We start from the raw sequence: 19,500 nt of genomic DNA on the forward strand, positions 1-19,500 counted from the left end.
ACGTTACCCCCTAACTCACTCTACTCCAAACATATGCTGTTGCACCCACGCATCTGTTTTCCCTATTTCGCTCTCCACGTCTTTTAAAAAGTTAACCGTATAAGGTTCACCTTTCACAACAGCTGTAGGTAAAAAGCTAGGATTTTCTAGAGTCACTACTTGTTCACCATTAATATTTTTCTTTAATAATTCTATTTTAGCAATCCCGCCAATATTAGTATACTCGTCTTTTTGACCGGAGAAAAAATTTCCTAACGAATAAAACACATGCGTTCGACGACCACTTTCTGACAAAATTAGTTCATATGGTTGAATAACATGAGGGTGATGACCGTATATAATATCGGCACCAGCGTCTGCAATCGAACGAGCAAGTTGTTTCTGCGTATCATTTGCCTCCAGGTTATACTCCGTACCCCAATGGATGCTGACAACAACAAAGTCTACTTTTGTCTTTAAATCCTTTATTTCCTTTACAATTCGAGTCTCATCTATACGATTAACTAAATAATCCTTCCCTACCGGAGTTTCATGAGCATTTGTCCCATATGTATACCCTAGAAGTCCAAGCGACCCATTGTCCACTTGGAATATACGATCTACCTGTTTATCCTCAACTGATTTGTAAGCACCGAAATATGGAATTTCTGCCTTTTCCATCTGTTGAATTGCTTCTAGAAGACCCTTTTCTCCTTGGTCAAGTGTATGATTATTCGCTATCGAAAGAATGTCTACTCCCAAATCCTTTAAGTCCTTAATAATATGTGGAGGACTAGAAAAGTTCGGATATCCAGACACTTTAATAATCCGACCTGAGGGTATGGATTCCTGATTGGCTATTAACAAATCGATGGATTCTAACTCTTCCTGGACAGGAGAAAAAGAAGGAATAAAACTCGTATAATTGTAAAGTGGTAGATGTAGCAATACATCTCCAATCATTGCAATCTCTATCTTTTCTTCCTCATAATTCATATAAAATGTCGAAAATTGTTTCCCGTGGAACTCTTCGTTAAATAGAGTTGGTTCCTCTTCCTCTACTTGTAGATTAAAATATAGCATAACTGAAATAGCAGCGACTAAGAAAGAAGCAAAAGCTTTGATAAATACCACCTCCATTCCAATCATTTACTTCCATCACGTTACTTATACAAAAAATCTTTATATATACGTATATGAATTATTGCCTCCCTATATGGCTAATATCCTAAAATCATGGAGTCAACACGAATAATCACTTAACAAAAAATAGAAAAGAAGTTATGAGTGCGGCTGCTCATACTTTTTTCTATTGCAAGTGAAATGAAAATTTTCATTAAAACCATTTGAAAAAAATTAGACTGTTCAAATTAATATATTGCTAGTTGTAATTTATTGGATTTATTGAGTTTTATTAGATTTCATTTCTCGTCATCCCAACGATCTATTGTTTTCATAATTTTCTTTCATTTAACTGTTATTATATGAAAATACTTAATTGCTTTCATTATAATAAAATAACAGAGTAAAAAAGAAAAACATTCGCTAAGTCTGTTTTTCTTTTTTGATACTATTTTTATTCAATAAAAACACATACAAAAAAGCACCTGCTCCTAATAAGCGTAATCCTGAGCTAATGTACATAGACATATTCATACCGATAACATCCAAAAGCCAGATCCCAATTTGAGGTGCAACGAAAGCGACGAAAGCAAGGAGCACGTTATACGTTGTAATACCGTACGTACGATATCTCTCAGGGGATTGCTCCAGCAGTAAGTTAAATAATAGTAGAACTGTACCAGATACGAAAAATCCTGAAGTTGTTTGGATTAGAGTTAAATAGTATAGGTTTGTGGATAGGACTGTTAAAAACGGAGTGGTCGACATTCCAATTGCCGTCCATATAAAGACTTGCATATTAGAATACTTATCGGCCCATTTCTTCCATAATGGAAACGTTAGAAACTGCATAAGCATACTTCCAACAGCGAACATACTAATCCAAAAAATGGTTGCTCCTGCTATTCGGATATTGTAAATATTAAACAAGCCCCAAGCCATCTGCCAACCAAAGTTAAATAATAGAGCTGCTGCCAAAAACCAAACATAGCTAGAATGTTTAAAAATGCTCCAGTCCATTGACTTCTTTTTTATTTGCTCATCGGATGTTTCAACAACATCTTCTTTTTGCTTTAATAGGTAAAACACTTCTAGTAATCCGAATCCAAACGCTAGTACAAACAGAATTTGATACGCAATAATGCTTTCTGTGGCATCTTTCATGAATATCCCAATACATAACGTTGATATAAGTCCAACCAACGTTAATAAGCGATTCCGATCACTAAAAAATTGCCCTCTTCTCGATTCATCGATCATTCCACTTATCAATGTTTGCCAACCTACATTAGCGATTGTGTTCGGAACACTGATAAAAGCAATAATTCCCAGGAAAGCCCAAGACTGAAACGAATCAGAAGGTAAATAAACAACAAATACAATAAGCAAAAACATTAACCGCGCAAGTAAAGCAGACATCGCCACAAGCTTCTTTTGTGCGCTGGCACGATTAAGTAAGATTGCTGCTGGTATAGTCATTAACAGTGCTACTAATGGAGGTAAAGAGCTAATTAGCCCTACCTGATAATTAGTAGCCCCTAATATGGTAATAGCAAAAACGGGGAAAAAGTTATTGGAAAAGTTGAGTGCTATAGTAGATGCCATTCCATGGTAAATACTAATCTTTTCATTATACGGTCTCAAGTTCTGTCAGCCCAATCAATTTTTATTAGAGGATATGCTAGAATTATATACTTGCTAAAACAGAAAACAAGTACTTCGAGACACAAAATTTAGGGACAAAATGAGGCCTATATTATTTACAATTGGCTCGAAAAGAGTATAATGTGTTAGTAATGCAAAGAACGCCATTGTGTATTATTTTGATTGCAGACAAGTTTTGCAAAATATATAAATAAGCTTCACTTTATTTGAGAAAATGGGGTGGTATCAAAAATGAATCAAGAACAACAACTGACGCTTGTTGAACATTTAACGGAGCTTCGAAAAAGACTAATAATTGTTGCATCGACATTTATCCTCTCCCTTGCTTTAGGATTTTGGTTAGCTCCAAAAACGCTGATATTTTTAAAACAGCAACCAACAGCTATGAATGTAGAATGGAATGTCTTCGGTTATACTGATGGTTTAATGATCTACGTTAAATGCGCATTAATATTAGCCATTTTAATCACTCTACCGATTGCATTGCATCAGGTATGGCTATTCGTCAGACCAGGCTTAAAAGAGAATGAGGTAAAAGGTACAGGCTATTACATCCCGATATCATTTCTTCTTTTTTTGCTCGGTATTAGTTTTAGTTATTACATACTTTTCCCTCTTATGCTGAATTTCATGTCGAATATCAATGAATCGATTGGGGCTTTGGAAACATACGGGATGAAACAGTACTTTACTTTTATGTTTAACCTAGTTATTCCAGTTGGAGTCGTATTTGAACTTCCTGTAATTATATTATTCCTAACAAAATTGGGTATAGTAACTCCAGATCGATTAAGAAAAATGAGAAAAGTATCTTATTTTGTACTAGTAGTAGTGGGAGTTTCCATTACTCCACCAGACTTTATCTCTGACATTATCATTATCATTCCGTTATTATTGCTATTTGAAATAAGTATTCTTGTTTCCAGCTGGTCTTATAAAAAACAACTTGCAAAACAAGCGCTTGAGGAAAAAATCTTAGAGCAATAGTTTAATGCACCCTTGCCACTGAAAATTTATAGATCATAATTAAAGAGGAGGAACTACCATGCCAAACATTGGAGTACCAGGATTAATCATTATTTTAATAATCGCCTTAATCGTCTTCGGACCATCAAAATTACCACAATTAGGTAAAGCTGTCGGTCAAACTTTAAAAGAATTTAAAAATTCCACTAAAGATATCGTAGATGATGTTACGCAAGAGTTTAAATTAGACGACAAAGATACAGACACTAAAAAGAAAGCTTAACTGGTAAAGTGAAGGCACCCATAAAAAACCAACTATTCTCGAATAGTTGGTTTTTTTGATTCATTAAAGTGTAGTCGAAATAGGATTTGCTGCTGGTTTTCCAAAATAATACCCTTGAAATAACTTATAGCCAATTTCTTTCAACCACTCAAAGTCTTCTCTCTCCTCTATTCCTTCAGCTAAAGGAATAGATCCAATTTCTACTGCCATTTCTAAAAATTTTCGTGCAACTGCTTGTTTCTTAATATCATTTGATACGCCCTGAACGTACTGCATATCTAGCTTCATATAGTTTGGTTTTATATCCGCTAGCATTTCCAACGTACTATAACCTTCACCTACATCATCAAGAGCGTACTCAAACCCTTTTTCTTTATAAAACGTCAGGATTCTTTTTAAATGCTCGATGTCTTCTACTTGTTCTGTTTCTACCACTTCAAATACTAATTGTGTTGGATTTATACCTAGTTCTTCTGCTAGGGCAGTGGTAGACTTTAAACAAAATTCAGGTGAATAGATAGATGTAGGTATGAAGTTGATGAACACTTTCTTTTCTTTTATGACAGCAGCATGTTTTACCGCTGTCATCCGACATGCTCTATCCAATGCGTATAGTCTTCCCCTTGCCCTGGCAGCGGAAAATATTTCATTTGGATAAATCATCGAACCATCTTCCTTTGGAAATCTAGCTAATAGTTCATAAGCAAAGACTTGTTCCTCCACGTTTACAATTGGTTGGTAATGACAAATCATTAATTGTTTTTGAATGACTTCATCAATCCATTGTACATCTAAAACTTCCCTTATTTTTGTGATAGGCTGCCATGTTTGTTTCGAAATTCTGAATAAGACTTGGGAAGTATCCATATGATCTTGGCAGAAGTCTATAAAATCCCTCACATCATTCTCTTTAATAACAAATGTTGTCTCTTTTGCTTCTACTAATATGTTGCGACGTTTTAAATGCTCCAATATATCCTCTAGCATTGGAATATTGGAATTTCCTTCTACTTTGACTTCAAATTTCAATTCATTGACTCGGCAATTATTACACTCCAAATTCTATCTCTCCTTTTAGCATTTAGTAGCTACAAATCTAAAAATCCCCTGTTCGGCACAATGCTTCACAGGGGATAAGCTATTTATAGATTTTTGAAAAATACTCGTATGACATCTGCTCCACCTATAAAGGTCCCCAACGATCCAAACAAGTTTGTTAATACAACGACAAGTAAAACCCTCGTTACTTTGTTTCTCCAAAATCCTTTAATCGTAAAGACATCTTCTGATAAACTTTCAAAATCTGCTATCGTTGGACGTTTAATATACGCCTGGGCAAGTCCAGAAAACCAACCAGATGCCAAAATAGGGTGAAGCGCTGTAACTGGGGCCGTGACAAATGCTGCTAGAATCGCTAATGGGTGTCCTAATGCAACTGCCGCTCCAACCGCAGCCATCGAACCAGTCCAAAGGATCCAGCTTAGTGCCTGGTCAAAACCTGCAGAGGGATTCGTAATGAATGTAATCACGATTAATGCCACAATCAGAATTGGAATAGCCCAACCAATTATTTTAGGAATAACTGATTTAGGTGGTATCTCTGATAACTTAGCTAAATCCTGCTCCTTATGAATTTCCTTTGTAATACCAGGTACATGGGCAGCACCTAAAACTGCTACTATTTTTTGCCCTGGCGCTTCCTTAATTTTTTGAGCTAAATACTGATCACGCTCATCGATTAATGGCGTTTTTAGCTTTGGAAAGGATGCTGTAAACTCTGCTAAAACGGCATTTAAAGTATCCTTGGACTTCATATTCTCCATTTCTTCCTCTGTAATAGTATCCTTACTGAAAATACTAAAGAAAACAGAAGCAAGTAATTGTGATTTCCCCTTCAATCCAAGATTATGCCATATACGTGAAAAAGTAGTTTGGATATTACGGTCGGCTAAAACTATTTCTGCGCCATTCTCATTCGCACTTGCAATTCCTTGTATCATTTCTTGACCAGGCTTAATATCAAACTGTTTAGCCATACGATTTTGGAAAGAAGAAATTGCCAAGTTCATTAATAGTAAGGTAGCTTTCTTATCTTTAATAACCTTAAAGATATCCGTCTGCTTCCATTTATTATTATCAATAATAGATTGGTACCTTTGCTCATCCAACTCGATACATACAGAATCCGGTTTTTCTCTATCAATAACTTCCTTCACCTGTTCCGCACTCTGTCTAGATACATGCGCCGTTCCGATGAGAATAATTTCTTTATCATTAACATATAAGCGTGTAATATTTTCCTCGGACATAAAATACTTCCTTCGTCTAATGTATTATCTCTTAGTAGTACCTATAAGAGATTCTCTACCTTTTATAATGAAGTAGATTAACTTAAATTTCAACGATGATTTCATTTTATTTATAAGATTTCTGAAAAAACTTTATTTTTTAACGAATTTCCTCTAACTAAGTCCGAGAAAAACGTTTTTTCGCATAAACATAAGTGACTGCCAGTGCCAAAACTAATACTGTTCCTTTAATAATATCAAATGCATAATAAGGTAAGTTTAAAATGGTTAGACCGTTCAGTAGGATTCCAATTACTGCTGCTCCAAAAAAAGTGCCCAGTGCATTAGGCTTCCCAATTCCTAGTACGGAATAGCCAACAAAAACTGCAGCAACCGCCTCCATTAAAAGTGGGGTGCCGGCATCAATTTGACCTGAACCTACTCTTGCTGTGAATAATACTCCTGCCAATGAAGCAAAAATACCAGAAATGATATAAGCGATAAATTTCACTTTACGTGTGTTCACTCCTGACAACGTGGCTGCTTCCTCATTTCCACCCGTCATATATAATATACGGCCCCAGCGTGTATGATTGAGAACAATATAAGCTACTACTACGAGTATTAACATAATCCAAACAGGGACAGGTAAACCAAGCAATCTACCTTGACCGATCCAAAGAAAAGCCTCTGAGAATTGTCCAGGAGCAGTTCCACCTGAAGTTAGCGGCATATTATTGTAAATTGAGTATCCTTCTGTATAGGTCCGATGAAATCCCGCAACAATATACATTGTACTTAATGTTGCTAGTAAATCAGGAATACCTATAATTACAATTAGGAAACTATTAAACAAACCTACTAATACACCAACTAGAATGGGTACAATTAATACAAGCCACAAAGGCATCTCATACCAAACCATTAGAGATGCGGACACAACTGTCGACAGCGACATTGTAGACCCTACACTTAAGTCAAAACCTCCTACTACAAGTGTGAAAGTCACTCCCAATGCTAATAGGGTAACGATAGAAATAGAGCGTAGAATATCTGTAAAATTTGCATATGTAAAAAAGGCATCACTTATTGAACTAAAATAAATAATAATACAAATAAGTAAAGCAATAGCGCCAAACTTAAATAAAAAATTAATACCTCTTTCTTGCAACTTATTTTTCCTTACCTCCGCTTGCATATAGCAAAATCCTTTCCTGGGTCGCTTCTTCCCGTGATAGTTCCTTCACGATTTGACCATCATACATAACTAAAATGCGATCAGAAATTCCTAGAATTTCATGAATTTCACTTGAAAAGTAAAGACAACCCTTCCCTTTTTCAGCAAACTCACGAACGAGCCTATAAATATCTATTTTGGCCCCAATGTCTACGCCTTTTGTTGGCTCGTCAAACAAATAAAGAGACGAATCCAGTGAAGTCCATTTGCCTATAGCAACTTTTTGCTGATTTCCTCCACTCAAATAAATAAGTGGCGTGTCGGTACTACTTGTTTTAATATGTAATCGATCAATGATCTCTTTTGCAAAGGACTTTTCTTTCCGTTTGTTCATAAATAAAAAACGAGAAAATTTTTGTAAATTTGGAAAAGATGCATTGGTTTGCAATGCTTCGTGAACAAATAGCCCTTCTTTTCGTCTTTCTTCTGGAATAAGAGCCATGCCTGCTTTTATCGCATCTTTTGGATGCTTTATTTTCAAGGTGTTTCCTAAGATTTCAATAGTCCCATCTGTATGTGGGGAATATCCAAATAATGTTTTAGCTAACTCGGTTTTTCCAGCCCCTACGAGCCCAACAACACCAACAATTTCTCCTTCAGACACATGAAAAGAAATATTCCTTACCTTTTCTCCTCCCGAAACTTCTTTCACACGAAGTAGTATTTTTCCTAATGCATGTGTGCGAACAGGAAAGTCCTTGCTATAAGAAGTTCCTAGCATAGCTTCAATAATCTCTTCTTGGTTAGTCTGGGCAGTATCATAGGTCCCTACTAACGTACCTTCACCCATAACAGTTATCCGATCACAGATTTCAAATACTTCTGGTAAACGATGAGATATGAATATACACCCTACTCCATTTGCTTTTAGCTTTTTAACAACTGAAAATAACTTTGTAGACTCATGAAGAGACAAGGGCGCTGTTGGTTCATCGAAGATAATAACCTTAGCAGAGCTTACGAGCGCACGCGCTATTAATACCAACTGCTTTTCTGCTAAAGACAGCATAAATGCTGGTTTTTCTACTGGAATATCCTCAGCCTGTAACTGCTTCAAGGCATTCCGCGCTTCGCTATTTAGTTGCTTTTTGGAGATAAATATATTAGTTCCAGCAACAATCGAATCAAGCAATATATTTTCTGCAACCGAAAGTTCTGAAACGATTGCAGTGTCTACCTCTTGATATACACAATAAATTCCAAGATCCTTCGCGACTTTAGGGGAACGAATACGTATTTTTTCTCCTTCTAACAAAATTTCTCCGCTGTCTTGCTCATACACACCCGAGAGTACTTTCATAAGCGTACTTTTTCCAGCGCCATTTACACCAAGTAAAGCATGTACTTCCCCTTTTTTAAGATGAAATTCAGCTTTTTTCAGGGCACTAACTTTTCCAAATGATTTATCTATATCCTTCATGGAAAGAAAAGGATTTGGCATGGATTTCTCCTTTCTAAGAAAAAGCTGTCCCATTAAACAGGACAGCTTAAATTCTTTTAAGTTATCTGTTTTCTAATTCTCTTAATTCATCTGTGTAACCTTGATCACTTGCTCCCCAACCTTCAATATAGTCACTTAGTGCACTAGTCGTAACTGTTTCTTCTGGCAATTTAGATGCCTCCACAAAAACTGGTTCTAATACGACTTTTTCTTCTACATTACCTCCGTTAATTTTTTGGTACAAATAACGAACTTGAATACGACCGATATCCTGAGGATCTACTGCTGCAGATGCAACCCACGGACTATTGTCATTTTGAATCATCTGCAAATCTTCATCACTCATATCGATACTATATACTTTAATATCCGTCCGTCCTGCTTGTTCTATTGCTCGAACTGCACCTTTTGCAAACTCGTCCCAAGCAGCCCAAACAGCCGTAATTTCACCTTCATTTGGATATTGTTTTAAAATCGCTTCCATTTGTGATTGGGTATCTAAAGCTGTATTTTGTGTTGCTGCACCGAATGTTGCGATTTCTTTAATCCCTGGATTATCTCCTAGAAAATTCTTATATGCTACTTGTCGTCTTTCCATTGGCGCAAAACCTGCTACCCATATTTTTACGATATTCGCTTCACCATTTGAATCTTCCGCTAGTTTTTCTAGCGTCATTTGAGCCATTTTTTCATCGCCTTGTTCTAAAGAAGTTACTCCTTCAACTTCTACGCCCGCATCAAATGCGACAACCGGAATTCCTTTTGCAACTGCATTCTCTACCCCTTGGTTTAGTGCCTCTTTAGTACCGTGATCTATTAAAATACCGTCAACTCCTTGATTCACCGCGGCATCCAAATTGGAAGCCATTTTAGATAAATCACCTTCAGAGGTGAATACGGATACGCTTCCACCAAATTTCTCCACTTGTTCCTTAATACCTTCAATATATTGTGCTGAAAATGTCCCTAAATTTTGTTGCATAACTAATGCAATTTTCTTGCCAGCTAGTGGATTTTCTGTAGCATCTGTATCATTACTAGAGCTAGATGACGTTGCTGCTTCCCCATCCGCTTTTGGCTGACATGCAGCTAATAAAACCCCTATAATTAAAACAGTGAATATCAACCAATACTTATTTGTTTTCATAATCCTTCTCCTTTTCAATTGAATCGACTAATTGAGCTGAAATATTTTCCATATAATTCGGATAAATAATACCTTTTTCTGTAATAATGGCAGTAATATATTTGGATGATGTCACATCAAAAGCAGGGTTAAATACTTTTGTATTTACTGGGGCAATTGCTTTGCCGTTAATACTAATAATTTCCTCTGCTGACCTTTCTTCTATTGGAATTTCTTCTCCATTATTTATGGATAAATCAAATGTAGAGGATGGTGCGGCCACATAAAATGGAATTCCGTATACAGAAGCAAGAATAGCTAAGTTAAGAGTTCCTATTTTATTTGCTGTGTCTCCATTTTTTGCTATCCGATCTGCTCCAACAATAATTGCGTCTATTCCTTTTGCACCTATTGTGTGTGCAGCCATACTATCAGTGATAAGTGTCACATCTACACCTGATTGCTGTAGCTCCCACACTGTCAGCCTGCCGCCCTGAAAGACAGGTCTAGTTTCACATGCGAATACTTCAAATTCTTTGCCACGTTCCTTTCCTAGATGGAACGGAGCTAAAGCAGTACCGTACTTTGCAGTCGCAATAGAACCTGCATTACAAATGGTCATTACCTTTGTATTATTTTCAAGTAAAGCAAGTGCAAATTCACCAATATTCCGACAGGACTCCTCATCTTCCTGGTGTATTCTCTTTGCTTCTTCAACTAGTAGCTGTTTAGCAGTAAGAACATTATCAGTTTGACTTGCTACGTTTAACAATCGGTTGAGTGCCCAAACCAAGTTGACAGCAGTCGGTCGAGATTCACCCAAGTATGTTGCATCTTTTTTCAGTCTCTCTAGAAAATCAATCATCAAATTTGTTTTATAGCTCTGTGCCTCTATAGCTAATCCATACGCTGCCGTAATTCCAATGGCAGGAGCACCACGTACTTTTAGGGTAATAATTGCCTCGTAAACATCTTTAAGTGCTTCTAGTTTTGTATAGACAATTTCATGTGGAAGTTTCTGTTGATCTAAGATTACTAACTGCTTATCATCCCACTTAATCGATAATGGAATACTCATTATTGAATTTCTCCTAGTAACTCAATTACTGCATCTATTGAGTCTATTTCCTGACGACTCACTATTAATCTTTCTCCAACTTTAAGAGTTCTTTTCTTTAATAAAATTCGTCTCTCTTGATTTTCAATACTATCCAAGTCTTTCACATGTGCCAGTCCGATTGTTCTACGAATGAGCTCACAGCCCGCAAACCCTAACGAATCACGGAATACTTTTTCTAACACAAATGCATCATATCCTTCTACGTCATTAAACAAGTCGAATTCACTTTGTTTCAAAGATTCTGTAAATTTAGAGGAGAATGTGACCCATGTGTTATGTATATGACCATGTATAACATCACGTTGTTTGCCTTCCCTGGTAATCGATTGAACTATTAAATTTGCCAGAAATAAGCCTATATCAAATCCAATAGGACCATAAAAAGCAAACTCTGGATCGATTACTTTCGTTTCCTCTTCACTCGCAAAAATACTTCCCGTATGAAGATCTCCATGCAGCAAAGCTTCCGCTTCTGTCAAAAAACTTCTTTTTAGCTTTGCCACTTCCAGCTTCAATAAATTGTTATTCCAGATTGCTTCCACTTCGGACTGCAATGCAGCTTCAAAATCATTTGTATCACGATCAAAAAAAGGATCCGTAAAGATTAAGTCCTCTGTGATTTTACACAACTCTGGATTAGAAAATTCTACAACAAGTGCCTTTTTTTCAAAGGGATGGAGTGCAAAATCAGAAGTATTAAAAAGTGTTAAGGCTAGATATTCTCCAATATCAGTTGATAATTTAGGATAGGACTCACCTTTTATCAAACCCTCCCGTACTATTTCAAGATGTGACAAATCTTCCATGACCGTGATTGCTAAATGTTCATCTGTTGCATAGACTTTCGGAACTAGACCAACTGCATATTCTCCATGTTTTTGTAAGGCACTTGCTTCAATCTTTGCCCTTTTCAGAGTAAGTGGCCAACTCTCCCCAATTACTTTTGCATAGGGTAAGGCCTGTTTAATAATAACTCCCTTCCCACTTGCTTGATCTGTTATATGGAATACATAGTTTAAATTTCCATCACCAATCTCTTCACAAACTAATTGAGCTTCGTTCGAGAATAATGATAATTGAATTGCCAGTGAAATCGCCGTTTCTTGAGTTAATGATTCGTATCGCTTCTTTGCTACTACCGCCATTAATGTCTCCCTTTCTTTTACAAAATAAAAAACCTCCTTCCAAAAGAAAGAGGCTTAGAATAAGAGATTCTGAACCTCTTATCTCTCAGAAAGTAAAATTTCTGATGGAATTAGCACCGTGCCTTACGGAATTTTACATTCCGGCGCATAAAGCGCCCCGTCTCACAACGGTATTACGGTCGGTTGCTGGGCGTCATCGGGCCATTATCCCTCTGCCTGCTCATGATAAGAGTGCGATACAACTATGATGTTTGATTAGAATCCTAGCATAATAGAAAAAGTAATGTCAACAATTTTTTGAATAAATAAAATTTTTAATTTTCTTGTTGACAGAATTTTTATTGCATGAAATAATCAGTATTATTTATTAAATATTTCAACTGAATATATTTTTCTTATTTAGAGCAGGTGGAGGGACAAGCCCTATGATACCCGGCAACCGATTCAATTGTGAACACGGTGCTAATTCTTGCAGCCTACAGGCTGAGAAATAAGAAGTTGTTAAACTATTAACCTCTTCTTATTTGAAGAGGTTTTTTATGTTATCTGTTCAGCTCCAGCGCCTAGCCCCTCGAGTCGCTTCAGAATTTCAGCAAAGGCACAAGACGCCTTTAAGTGAAATTCTTCCAGCGCTAGTCGGGGCTGCATAGGCGCTTGCGCATTTATTAAGTTAGGAGTGAAAAAATGAGCGGAATTACTGCCCACTATCAACTATATGGAAAATCAGGATCTTTTGAAAAAAAGGCCGAAGATATTGCACTTGGACTGACTATTGGTTCTTGGACCAATTTAGCTTTGTTAGAACAGGAACAGCTAAAAAAGCATAAAGGAAAGGTAATATCCGTTACGGAATTTAAGGATATCCTGCATCCCATTCATCCGGAAAAAGTTAAAGGAGAAATTAAAATTTTCTATCCTGCAGCAAATTTTTCTACTGATATTCCGGCAATTTTAACAACTGTTTTTGGCAAACTATCCCTGGACGGGGAAGTAAAGTTATTAGATTTAGAATTCGATACGAATATTTTGTCCCATTTCCCAGGACCTCGCTTCGGCATTCAGGGTATTCGAGAAAGATTAGGTGTTTATGAACGTCCACTAATTATGAGTATATTTAAAGGAGTCATTGGGAGAGATATCGAATATTTAGCAGAACAACTTAAACAGCAGGCACTTGGTGGAGTGGACCTTGTAAAAGATGATGAAATTCTATTTGAAAATCCACTGACTTCTTTTGAAACACGTATTACTACTGGTCGAGAAGTGTTAAATCAGGTGTACGAAGAAACCGGACATCGTACTCTATATGCAGTAAACTTGTCGGGTCGTACATTCGAATTGAAAGACAAGGCCAAAAAAGCCCGGGAACTTGGAGCAGATGCACTCTTATTTAATGTTCATGCTTACGGGTTAGATGTTCTTCAGGAGCTAGCAGAGGACGATGAAATCCAGTTGCCACTTATGGCGCATCCAGCTTATAGTGGAGCATTCACATCCTCAGCATTTTATGGAGTTTCAACGTCTTTAGTTCTTGGAAAACTTACTCGGTATGCAGGAGCAGACTTCTCACTATTCCCTTCTCCTTATGGTAGTGTTGCACTTGAAAAGTCTATAGCCCTTTCTTTAGGTAAAGAACTAACAAAAGTTAGTAAGGTTAAACAAAGCTTTCCAGTACCATCTGCTGGCATTCACCCTGGTCTCGTACCACTATTAATGAATGACTTTGGAATAGATAGCATTATTAATGCAGGTGGTGGTGTACATGGCCATCCCGCTGGTGCTACCGGTGGTGGGCTGGCTTTTAGGCAGGCCGTATCAGCTGTTTTAGAAGGTATTCCATTAGAACAAGCAGCAAAAAAACAAACTGAATTAAAAATAGCACTTGAATTATGGGGGTGATTATATGAGTAAACTTGTAGTATTTTGTGACTTCGATGGAACCATTACCAATCAGGATAACATTATGGCAATCATGAAAAAATTTGCTCCACCAGAATGGACTCCAATTAAAGATGATATTTTAGGTCAACGAATTTCCATAAGAGATGGCGTAGCAAAAATGTTCTCTCTCCTTCCTATTGAGTCAAAAGATGAAATTATTTCTTTTGTAGGTAAACAGGCGATCATCCGAGATGGGTTTAGTGAATTTGTATCCTTTGTAAAAAATCACGACATCCCTCTTTACATAATAAGTGGCGGTATAGACTTTTTCATCCATAACTTACTAGAGCCATTCGGGCCTTTTGCAGGGGTTTATTGTAACGAATCCGATTTTTCTAAGGAAACAATTCACATCGAATTTCCACATGGCTGTGATGAACAATGTACGAGCCAAGGCTGTGGTTGCTGTAAACCTTCTATTATTCGTAGTCTTCTTGACCAAGATGCTGTGAGTGTTGTAATTGGCGATTCTATTACCGATTTAGAGGCAGCAAAGTTGGGAGATATCATTATTGCAAGGGATTTCTTGATTGAAAAATGTGTGGAATTAAACATTACATATGAGCCTTTTGAAAACTTCCATGATGTGATAAAGATAATTGACGCTAAGTTAGGTGTGGAATTATGACATTACAAGATAAATGGGAAGAACTTGCAGACATAAAAGATGAATTAGCTGCAAGAGATTGGTTTATGGGAACTAGCGGAAATCTTGCTATTAAAGTACACGAGAATCCTATGGAGTTTTTAGTAACAGCAAGCGGAAAAGATAAAAAAAAGAGGACCTTGGAAGACTTTTTACTTGTTGATGCTAATGGAGACCCAGTGAAAAATACTCATTTAAGACCATCTACCGAAACATTACTACACTGTGCAATATATCGAGAAACTAATGCTGGCTGCAGTTTACACATCCATACAGTTGCAAATAATGTTATCTCCGAATTATATGCTGATAAAGGTTCAATTGATTTTCAAGGTATTGAACTTATTAAAGCTTTTGGAATGTGGGAAGAGGATGCAATACTATCTATACCAATTATCCCCAACTACGCTCAGATTCCAAAACTTGCAGAAGAGTTTGCATCTTATATTTCTGCAGACAAGGGAGTCATCCTTATTAGGAACCACGGTATAACTGTTTGGGGAAAAGATGGATTTGAGGCAAAAAAATTACTTGAAGCTTGCGAATTTTTGTTTCAGTATCAATTAGCATTGCATCAAATACACTCAAAATAGAAAGGAAGATTCTTGATGGCAATTATTAAAATCCAAGGAACAAGTGAAACAATCGAAGAGCAAAAAGAGGTAGCAGCGTTTTTAGAAAGGCAGGAAGTAATTTACGAGCATTGGGACATTAACAAGTTACCGGAAAACCTTCGTGAAAAGTTTGACTTAAGCGATGAAGAAAAGCAAGAGATTCTCCAAGCTTTCCAAGTGGAAATAGACGATATCTCTACTCGCCGTGGCTATCAAGCGGCCGATATTATCTCTCTTTCTGATTCGAATCCTAATTTAGACCAACTATTAAAAAATTTCGAACGCAAGCACCTTCATACGGACGATGAAGTTCGGTATATTGTCAGTGGCCATGGTGTCTTCATTATACAAGGCCAGGAGGAACGTTACTTTGAGGTTCATCTTTCACCTGGTGATTTGATCTCCGTACCTGAGAATATTACACATTACTTCACATTATCAGAGGATCGTAGGGTTGTTGCTGTTCGTATATTTGTAACAACAGAGGGCTGGGTTCCAGTTTATCAAGAGGATGCAGTAGAACAATAAAAATCCCTTCTCCTCGTAGGGATTAACTAAGGAGCAGCTTCTGTTGAAGGTACTTCTTCTACAAACTAAAAAAAAGTGGATGGCTCTCATTAGTTGAGCTCATCCACTTTTTCGATGTCTATTCGGTAAATTCCTTTTATGTCTCGTAAAATACATCCATTAGTTTCAAAAATACGTCTCATATGCTTGTTACTTGTATCTGTGCTTCCCACATAAACCTTGGCACCTAACGTCTTCAAAAGTTCTAATGTAATGGCGTGAAATATCTTGCCATATCCTTTTCCTCGTTGCTCTGGCACAACGCCAAAATAAAACATTCTTCCTTCATCCGTCGTACCCTGTTCAATATGAGGAATACTAATACCGTAGTTCATACCCTCTTGAGAAAAGATAAAGCACTGATCTCGCCAATTAGCACCTAATTCAAGTTCCAGTGACTCCATTATTTGACTGATAGAAAACAAGTTATTTTTGTTAGCTGAACCTCTTCTGCATGCATCGTACAATATAGCAAAATCCGAATCAGTAACTTCACTAGCCGAAAGAGACTCTACTTGAAAAGTACTAATATTATTAAATGGTCCTTCCAATGTCTTTGTATACTCTACAATAGAAGACACCTTATTAAACTGACGTTCTAAAAGCCAGTCCTCATTCTCTTCATCCATCAGAAGTGATAGATATGCTGCTTTTTGTTCCTTCCACTCCGTTAATAATTGGTCGAATGCAACTAAATAATCTATATTTGGAATCTGAGATACTTTTAATTGATCCACAAGCCAGTATTCTTGTTCTTTTTTTATCAGATTGAAAAGGTTCACCTGTCGATTCCCCCATACTATTATTAGCTTAAAGTTCGTTTTAAAAATGCTTTTGTTCTTTCTTCTCTTGGATGGTTGAAGATTTGTTCGGGAGGGCCTTCCTCAGCAATTACACCTTTATCCATAAAAACAACCCGATCTGCAACTTCTCTAGCGAACTCCATTTCATGTGTAACTATTAACATGGTAAGACCCGTACTCGCTAACTCTTTCATCACTTTTAATACCTCTCCGACCATTTCTGGATCAAGTGCAGAGGTTGGTTCATCAAATAACATAACATCTGGTTCCATGGACAGAGCTCTTGCTATGGCAACACGTTGTTTTTGCCCACCTGACAATTGCTTAGGCTTAGCATTTACATAATGATCCATTCCCACTACTTTTAAGTATTTTAACGCGATCTTTTCGGCATCTTCTTTAGAACGTTTTAATACCTTTACTTGACCTACCATACAGTTGTTTAACGCATTATGGTTATTAAATAAGTTAAACTGTTGGAAAACCATCCCTAACTTTTTTCGATAGGCATGGATATCATGTTTTTCATCTAAAATATTCTCTCCGTGATAAATAATTTGTCCACCACTAGGTTTTTCCAACAAATTTATGCAACGAAGTAAAGTAGACTTTCCTGATCCAGAGGAACCGATGATGCAAATAACTTCTCCTTTGTTCACTGAAAAATCTATATCTCTCAGGACCTCATGATTTCCGAAGGATTTACTTAAATGTTGAACTTCGATGACATTTCCCATAGATTTCTCCTCCTTCGTTTAATCGATATTATCATTATTTTTAGGTAACATAAGTTATGGTGGTGGCTGTCCAATCATACTGTAATTTTCTGGTCCATCTAATTTTCTCTCTATATATCGTAATATTAATGTTACTGTAAACGTCATGACAAAATACAGAATACATGCTATAAAGAACGGTTCGAAATACTTAAAGCTTATACCTGCAACTGTTTTTGCTTGAAAGTATAATTCCGTAACACCAATTACATTTAATACTGACGTATCTTTAATATTAATGATAAATTGGTTGCCTGTTGCTGGCAAAATATTTCGGATAACTTGGGGTAAAACAACGCTCCACATTGTTTGAACATGATTCATACCAATTGCTTGTGCAGCCTCAAATTGTCCCTTATCAATCGAAATGACCCCGCCACGCACAATTTCTGCCATATAAGCACCCGTATTAATCGAAACGATGAATATCGCTGCCATTGTACGGTCCATATCTATACCAAAAGCTAACGCAGACCCATAGAAGATAACCATTGCTTGTACAATCATTGGTGTTCCTCTGAAAAACTCAATATAAACAGAAAGTATTAGATTAACTATTTTCAAGACAACGCGTTTTAGCTTTCTTTCAGGCGTGGGAATTGTACGAATTACTCCTGCCAGTAAACCAATAACTGATCCAAAGATTGTACCAATTATAGAGATTAAAAGTGTCATTCCTGCTCCTCGAAGGAACATCGGCCAGTTATTTGTAATCATCGAAATAATATATTCAATGCTCATACCTTTCCCTCCTTCCAAATAAAAACCGACTGCAAAAAGATGCAGCCGGTATCACTTCATCCCTATTCTGCCGCTGGTTGGTTATTAATAGCAGCATCCATAATTTCTTGTCTTTCTTCATCAGAAATCTCCGCTAAAATTTTATTGATTTCTTCTGTTAACTCACTGCCCTTTTTCAAACCTACTGCTACTGCTGTTTCTTCTTCTTTTGCTTCAAATCCTTCTGTGAACTCCACCATTGCAAATTTTTCGTTTGCAGACGAGGCACTAATTCCTTCTGGACGCTCTGATACATAGCCGTCAATAACTCCAGATTCCAATGCTACACGCATAGCGGAGAAGTTATCAGATGCTGGTTGTTTTTGCACATCTTTAATTTGATCGATTACACCATAATGTGATGTATTCAGCTGACCTGTGATTTTAGCACCACTAAAATCTTGAATAGAAGTAGCCCCTTCAAAAGGACCACCTTTTTTCACAACCATAACAAAGTTGGAAGTATAGTAGTTTTCCGAGAAATCAATTGTTTCTTTACGATCTTTTGTAGGTGACATTCCCGCTATAATTGCATCGATTTTATCTGATTGTAATGATGGTACAAGTCCATCCCATTCTGTTTTATAGATGACTAATTCTTTTCCTAATCCGTCTGCAATGCGTTTAGCGATTTCTACGTCATATCCACCAGCATATTCTGCGTTTCCATCAATCTTCACTCCGCCATTGGAATCATCTAGTTGAGTCCAGTTAAAAGGTGCATAAGCAGCTTCTAAACCTACTCTGAACGTATCCGATCCTTTTTCGGAATTATCCGACGAGGAAGAACCTGAATTTTCGGTAGTATCTGTTCCACATGCCGCTAATAACAATGATAAGCTTGCGAATATCGTTAAAAACCCTAATCTCTTTTTCATTCTAATTGCTCCCTTTTTTATCAATGTATGTTTGTGCCTATAAAAAAAGACAACTTGTACAAAAAAGACCTGAGGTAAACTCAGGTCGCAATATGTATAGTTGCCCTAAATCCTCTACTTTTC

At 36.9% G+C, this 19,500-nt stretch carries 19 protein-coding genes and 2 riboswitches; of the genes, 6 read left to right on the plus strand and 13 right to left on the minus strand.

Annotation, left to right across the window (positions count from 1 at the left end):
- Nucleotides 1-15: 15 nt before the first annotated feature.
- Both LDK52_RS00640 and LDK52_RS00645 read right to left on the minus strand, forming a co-directional pair.
- Entirely contained in the window at nucleotides 16-1,128 is a 1,113-nt protein-coding gene (locus LDK52_RS00640; RefSeq protein ID WP_277584016.1) for a CapA family protein, read from the minus strand.
- Between the two features lie 396 nt (nucleotides 1,129-1,524).
- Nucleotides 1,525-2,745 (minus strand): MFS transporter, encoded by a 1,221-nt coding sequence (locus LDK52_RS00645; RefSeq protein WP_277584017.1) that lies wholly within the window; start codon nucleotides 2,743-2,745, stop codon nucleotides 1,525-1,527.
- Nucleotides 2,746-2,997: 252 nt separating this feature from the next.
- Here LDK52_RS00645 and tatC point away from each other — a divergent pair, with 252 nt between their 5' ends.
- The gene (tatC, locus tag LDK52_RS00650; protein WP_277584018.1) at nucleotides 2,998-3,753 is read left to right on the plus strand and encodes a twin-arginine translocase subunit TatC; all 756 of its coding nucleotides are present in this window, start codon (nucleotides 2,998-3,000) and stop codon (nucleotides 3,751-3,753) included.
- Nucleotides 3,754-3,811: 58 nt separating this feature from the next.
- Complete coding sequence (tatA, locus tag LDK52_RS00655) at nucleotides 3,812-4,015, plus strand: twin-arginine translocase TatA/TatE family subunit (protein ID WP_093537949.1); 204 nt, start codon at nucleotides 3,812-3,814, stop codon at nucleotides 4,013-4,015.
- Nucleotides 4,016-4,078: 63 nt separating this feature from the next.
- Here tatA and LDK52_RS00660 read toward each other — a convergent pair whose 3' ends face one another.
- The 7 genes from LDK52_RS00660 to mtnK all read right to left on the minus strand — a co-directional run bounded on the left by LDK52_RS00660 (nucleotide 4,079) and on the right by mtnK (nucleotide 12,372).
- Nucleotides 4,079-5,074, minus strand: a complete 996-nt coding sequence (locus LDK52_RS00660) for an EAL domain-containing protein (protein ID WP_277584019.1) — start codon at nucleotides 5,072-5,074, stop codon at nucleotides 4,079-4,081.
- Between the two features lie 83 nt (nucleotides 5,075-5,157).
- Nucleotides 5,158-6,324, minus strand: a complete 1,167-nt coding sequence (locus tag LDK52_RS00665; RefSeq protein WP_277584020.1) for a TraB/GumN family protein — start codon at nucleotides 6,322-6,324, stop codon at nucleotides 5,158-5,160.
- A gap of 157 nt (nucleotides 6,325-6,481) precedes the next feature.
- The gene (locus LDK52_RS00670) at nucleotides 6,482-7,501 is read right to left on the minus strand and encodes an ABC transporter permease (RefSeq protein ID WP_277584021.1); all 1,020 of its coding nucleotides are present in this window, start codon (nucleotides 7,499-7,501) and stop codon (nucleotides 6,482-6,484) included.
- Nucleotides 7,476-8,981 carry a sugar ABC transporter ATP-binding protein gene (locus LDK52_RS00675; protein ID WP_277584022.1) on the minus strand — a complete coding sequence of 502 codons (1,506 nt, stop codon included), beginning with the start codon at nucleotides 8,979-8,981 and terminating at the stop codon, nucleotides 7,476-7,478. Before LDK52_RS00675 ends, LDK52_RS00670 begins: the two co-directional genes overlap by 26 nt.
- Nucleotides 8,982-9,042: 61 nt before the next feature.
- Nucleotides 9,043-10,128 (minus strand): sugar ABC transporter substrate-binding protein, encoded by a 1,086-nt coding sequence (locus LDK52_RS00680; protein WP_277584023.1) that lies wholly within the window; start codon nucleotides 10,126-10,128, stop codon nucleotides 9,043-9,045.
- On the minus strand, nucleotides 10,115-11,185 hold the full coding sequence (mtnA, locus tag LDK52_RS00685) for an S-methyl-5-thioribose-1-phosphate isomerase (protein ID WP_277584024.1): 1,071 nt from the start codon (nucleotides 11,183-11,185) through the stop codon (nucleotides 10,115-10,117). Before mtnA ends, LDK52_RS00680 begins: the two co-directional genes overlap by 14 nt.
- Nucleotides 11,185-12,372 (minus strand): S-methyl-5-thioribose kinase, encoded by a 1,188-nt coding sequence (mtnK, locus tag LDK52_RS00690; RefSeq protein WP_277584025.1) that lies wholly within the window; start codon nucleotides 12,370-12,372, stop codon nucleotides 11,185-11,187. The genes mtnA and mtnK overlap by 1 nt, the downstream gene beginning before the upstream one ends.
- 75 nt (nucleotides 12,373-12,447) lie before the next feature.
- Nucleotides 12,448-12,604: riboswitch (SAM riboswitch) on the minus strand.
- A gap of 160 nt (nucleotides 12,605-12,764) precedes the next feature.
- Nucleotides 12,765-12,869, plus strand: a riboswitch (SAM riboswitch).
- A 187-nt stretch (nucleotides 12,870-13,056) separates the two neighbouring features.
- Here mtnK and mtnW point away from each other — a divergent pair.
- The 4 genes from mtnW to LDK52_RS00710 are packed head-to-tail and all read left to right on the plus strand — an operon-like array spanning nucleotide 13,057 to nucleotide 16,101.
- Complete coding sequence (mtnW, locus tag LDK52_RS00695; protein WP_277584026.1) at nucleotides 13,057-14,271, plus strand: 2,3-diketo-5-methylthiopentyl-1-phosphate enolase; 1,215 nt, start codon at nucleotides 13,057-13,059, stop codon at nucleotides 14,269-14,271.
- 4 nt (nucleotides 14,272-14,275) lie between these two features.
- On the plus strand, nucleotides 14,276-14,941 hold the full coding sequence (locus LDK52_RS00700; protein WP_277584027.1) for a 2-hydroxy-3-keto-5-methylthiopentenyl-1-phosphate phosphatase: 666 nt from the start codon (nucleotides 14,276-14,278) through the stop codon (nucleotides 14,939-14,941).
- Entirely contained in the window at nucleotides 14,938-15,552 is a 615-nt protein-coding gene (locus LDK52_RS00705) for a methylthioribulose 1-phosphate dehydratase (RefSeq protein WP_407081773.1), read from the plus strand. Before LDK52_RS00700 ends, LDK52_RS00705 begins: the two co-directional genes overlap by 4 nt.
- Nucleotides 15,553-15,567: 15 nt before the next feature.
- On the plus strand, nucleotides 15,568-16,101 hold the full coding sequence (locus LDK52_RS00710) for a 1,2-dihydroxy-3-keto-5-methylthiopentene dioxygenase (protein WP_277584028.1): 534 nt from the start codon (nucleotides 15,568-15,570) through the stop codon (nucleotides 16,099-16,101).
- A gap of 89 nt (nucleotides 16,102-16,190) precedes the next feature.
- Here the strand turns inward: LDK52_RS00710 and LDK52_RS00715 are convergent, their stop codons facing one another.
- The 4 genes from LDK52_RS00715 to LDK52_RS00730 form a co-directional block, all read right to left on the minus strand.
- Nucleotides 16,191-16,922: a GNAT family N-acetyltransferase gene (locus LDK52_RS00715; RefSeq protein WP_277584029.1), complete on the minus strand. Its 732-nt coding sequence runs from the start codon at nucleotides 16,920-16,922 to the stop codon at nucleotides 16,191-16,193.
- Nucleotides 16,923-16,945: 23 nt separating this feature from the next.
- Complete coding sequence (locus tag LDK52_RS00720; protein WP_277584030.1) at nucleotides 16,946-17,680, minus strand: amino acid ABC transporter ATP-binding protein; 735 nt, start codon at nucleotides 17,678-17,680, stop codon at nucleotides 16,946-16,948.
- A 54-nt stretch (nucleotides 17,681-17,734) separates the two neighbouring features.
- A complete protein-coding gene (locus LDK52_RS00725) occupies nucleotides 17,735-18,460 on the minus strand; it encodes an amino acid ABC transporter permease (protein ID WP_277584031.1) in 726 nt (241 codons plus the stop codon).
- A 62-nt stretch (nucleotides 18,461-18,522) separates the two neighbouring features.
- On the minus strand, nucleotides 18,523-19,377 hold the full coding sequence (locus LDK52_RS00730) for a transporter substrate-binding domain-containing protein (RefSeq protein ID WP_277584032.1): 855 nt from the start codon (nucleotides 19,375-19,377) through the stop codon (nucleotides 18,523-18,525).
- Nucleotides 19,378-19,500 lie beyond the last annotated feature (123 nt).

It is taken from the genome of Psychrobacillus antarcticus (assembly GCF_029533155.1).
Lineage (GTDB): Bacteria > Bacillota > Bacilli > Bacillales_A > Planococcaceae > Psychrobacillus > Psychrobacillus antarcticus.

Excerpts from the sequence above, each read along its gene's own strand:
- mtnA (WP_277584024.1), bottom strand. The coding sequence starts at position 11,185 with ATGAGTATTCCATTATCGATTAAGTGGGATGATAAGCAGTTAGTAATC.
- LDK52_RS00640 (WP_277584016.1), bottom strand. The coding sequence starts at position 1,128 with ATGATTGGAATGGAGGTGGTATTTATCAAAGCTTTTGCTTCTTTCTTA.
- LDK52_RS00680 (WP_277584023.1), bottom strand. The coding sequence starts at position 10,128 with ATGAAAACAAATAAGTATTGGTTGATATTCACTGTTTTAATTATAGGG.
- tatA (WP_093537949.1), top strand. The coding sequence starts at position 3,812 with ATGCCAAACATTGGAGTACCAGGATTAATCATTATTTTAATAATCGCC.
- mtnW (WP_277584026.1), top strand. The coding sequence starts at position 13,057 with ATGAGCGGAATTACTGCCCACTATCAACTATATGGAAAATCAGGATCT.
- LDK52_RS00670 (WP_277584021.1), bottom strand. The coding sequence starts at position 7,501 with ATGCAAGCGGAGGTAAGGAAAAATAAGTTGCAAGAAAGAGGTATTAAT.
- LDK52_RS00665 (WP_277584020.1), bottom strand. The coding sequence starts at position 6,324 with ATGTCCGAGGAAAATATTACACGCTTATATGTTAATGATAAAGAAATT.
- LDK52_RS00705 (WP_407081773.1), top strand. The coding sequence starts at position 14,938 with ATGACATTACAAGATAAATGGGAAGAACTTGCAGACATAAAAGATGAA.
- LDK52_RS00700 (WP_277584027.1), top strand. The coding sequence starts at position 14,276 with ATGAGTAAACTTGTAGTATTTTGTGACTTCGATGGAACCATTACCAAT.
- LDK52_RS00730 (WP_277584032.1), bottom strand. The coding sequence starts at position 19,377 with ATGAAAAAGAGATTAGGGTTTTTAACGATATTCGCAAGCTTATCATTG.
- LDK52_RS00720 (WP_277584030.1), bottom strand. The coding sequence starts at position 17,680 with ATGGGAAATGTCATCGAAGTTCAACATTTAAGTAAATCCTTCGGAAAT.
- tatC (WP_277584018.1), top strand. The coding sequence starts at position 2,998 with ATGAATCAAGAACAACAACTGACGCTTGTTGAACATTTAACGGAGCTT.
- LDK52_RS00675 (WP_277584022.1), bottom strand. The coding sequence starts at position 8,981 with ATGCCAAATCCTTTTCTTTCCATGAAGGATATAGATAAATCATTTGGA.
- LDK52_RS00710 (WP_277584028.1), top strand. The coding sequence starts at position 15,568 with ATGGCAATTATTAAAATCCAAGGAACAAGTGAAACAATCGAAGAGCAA.
- LDK52_RS00725 (WP_277584031.1), bottom strand. The coding sequence starts at position 18,460 with ATGAGCATTGAATATATTATTTCGATGATTACAAATAACTGGCCGATG.
- mtnK (WP_277584025.1), bottom strand. The coding sequence starts at position 12,372 with ATGGCGGTAGTAGCAAAGAAGCGATACGAATCATTAACTCAAGAAACG.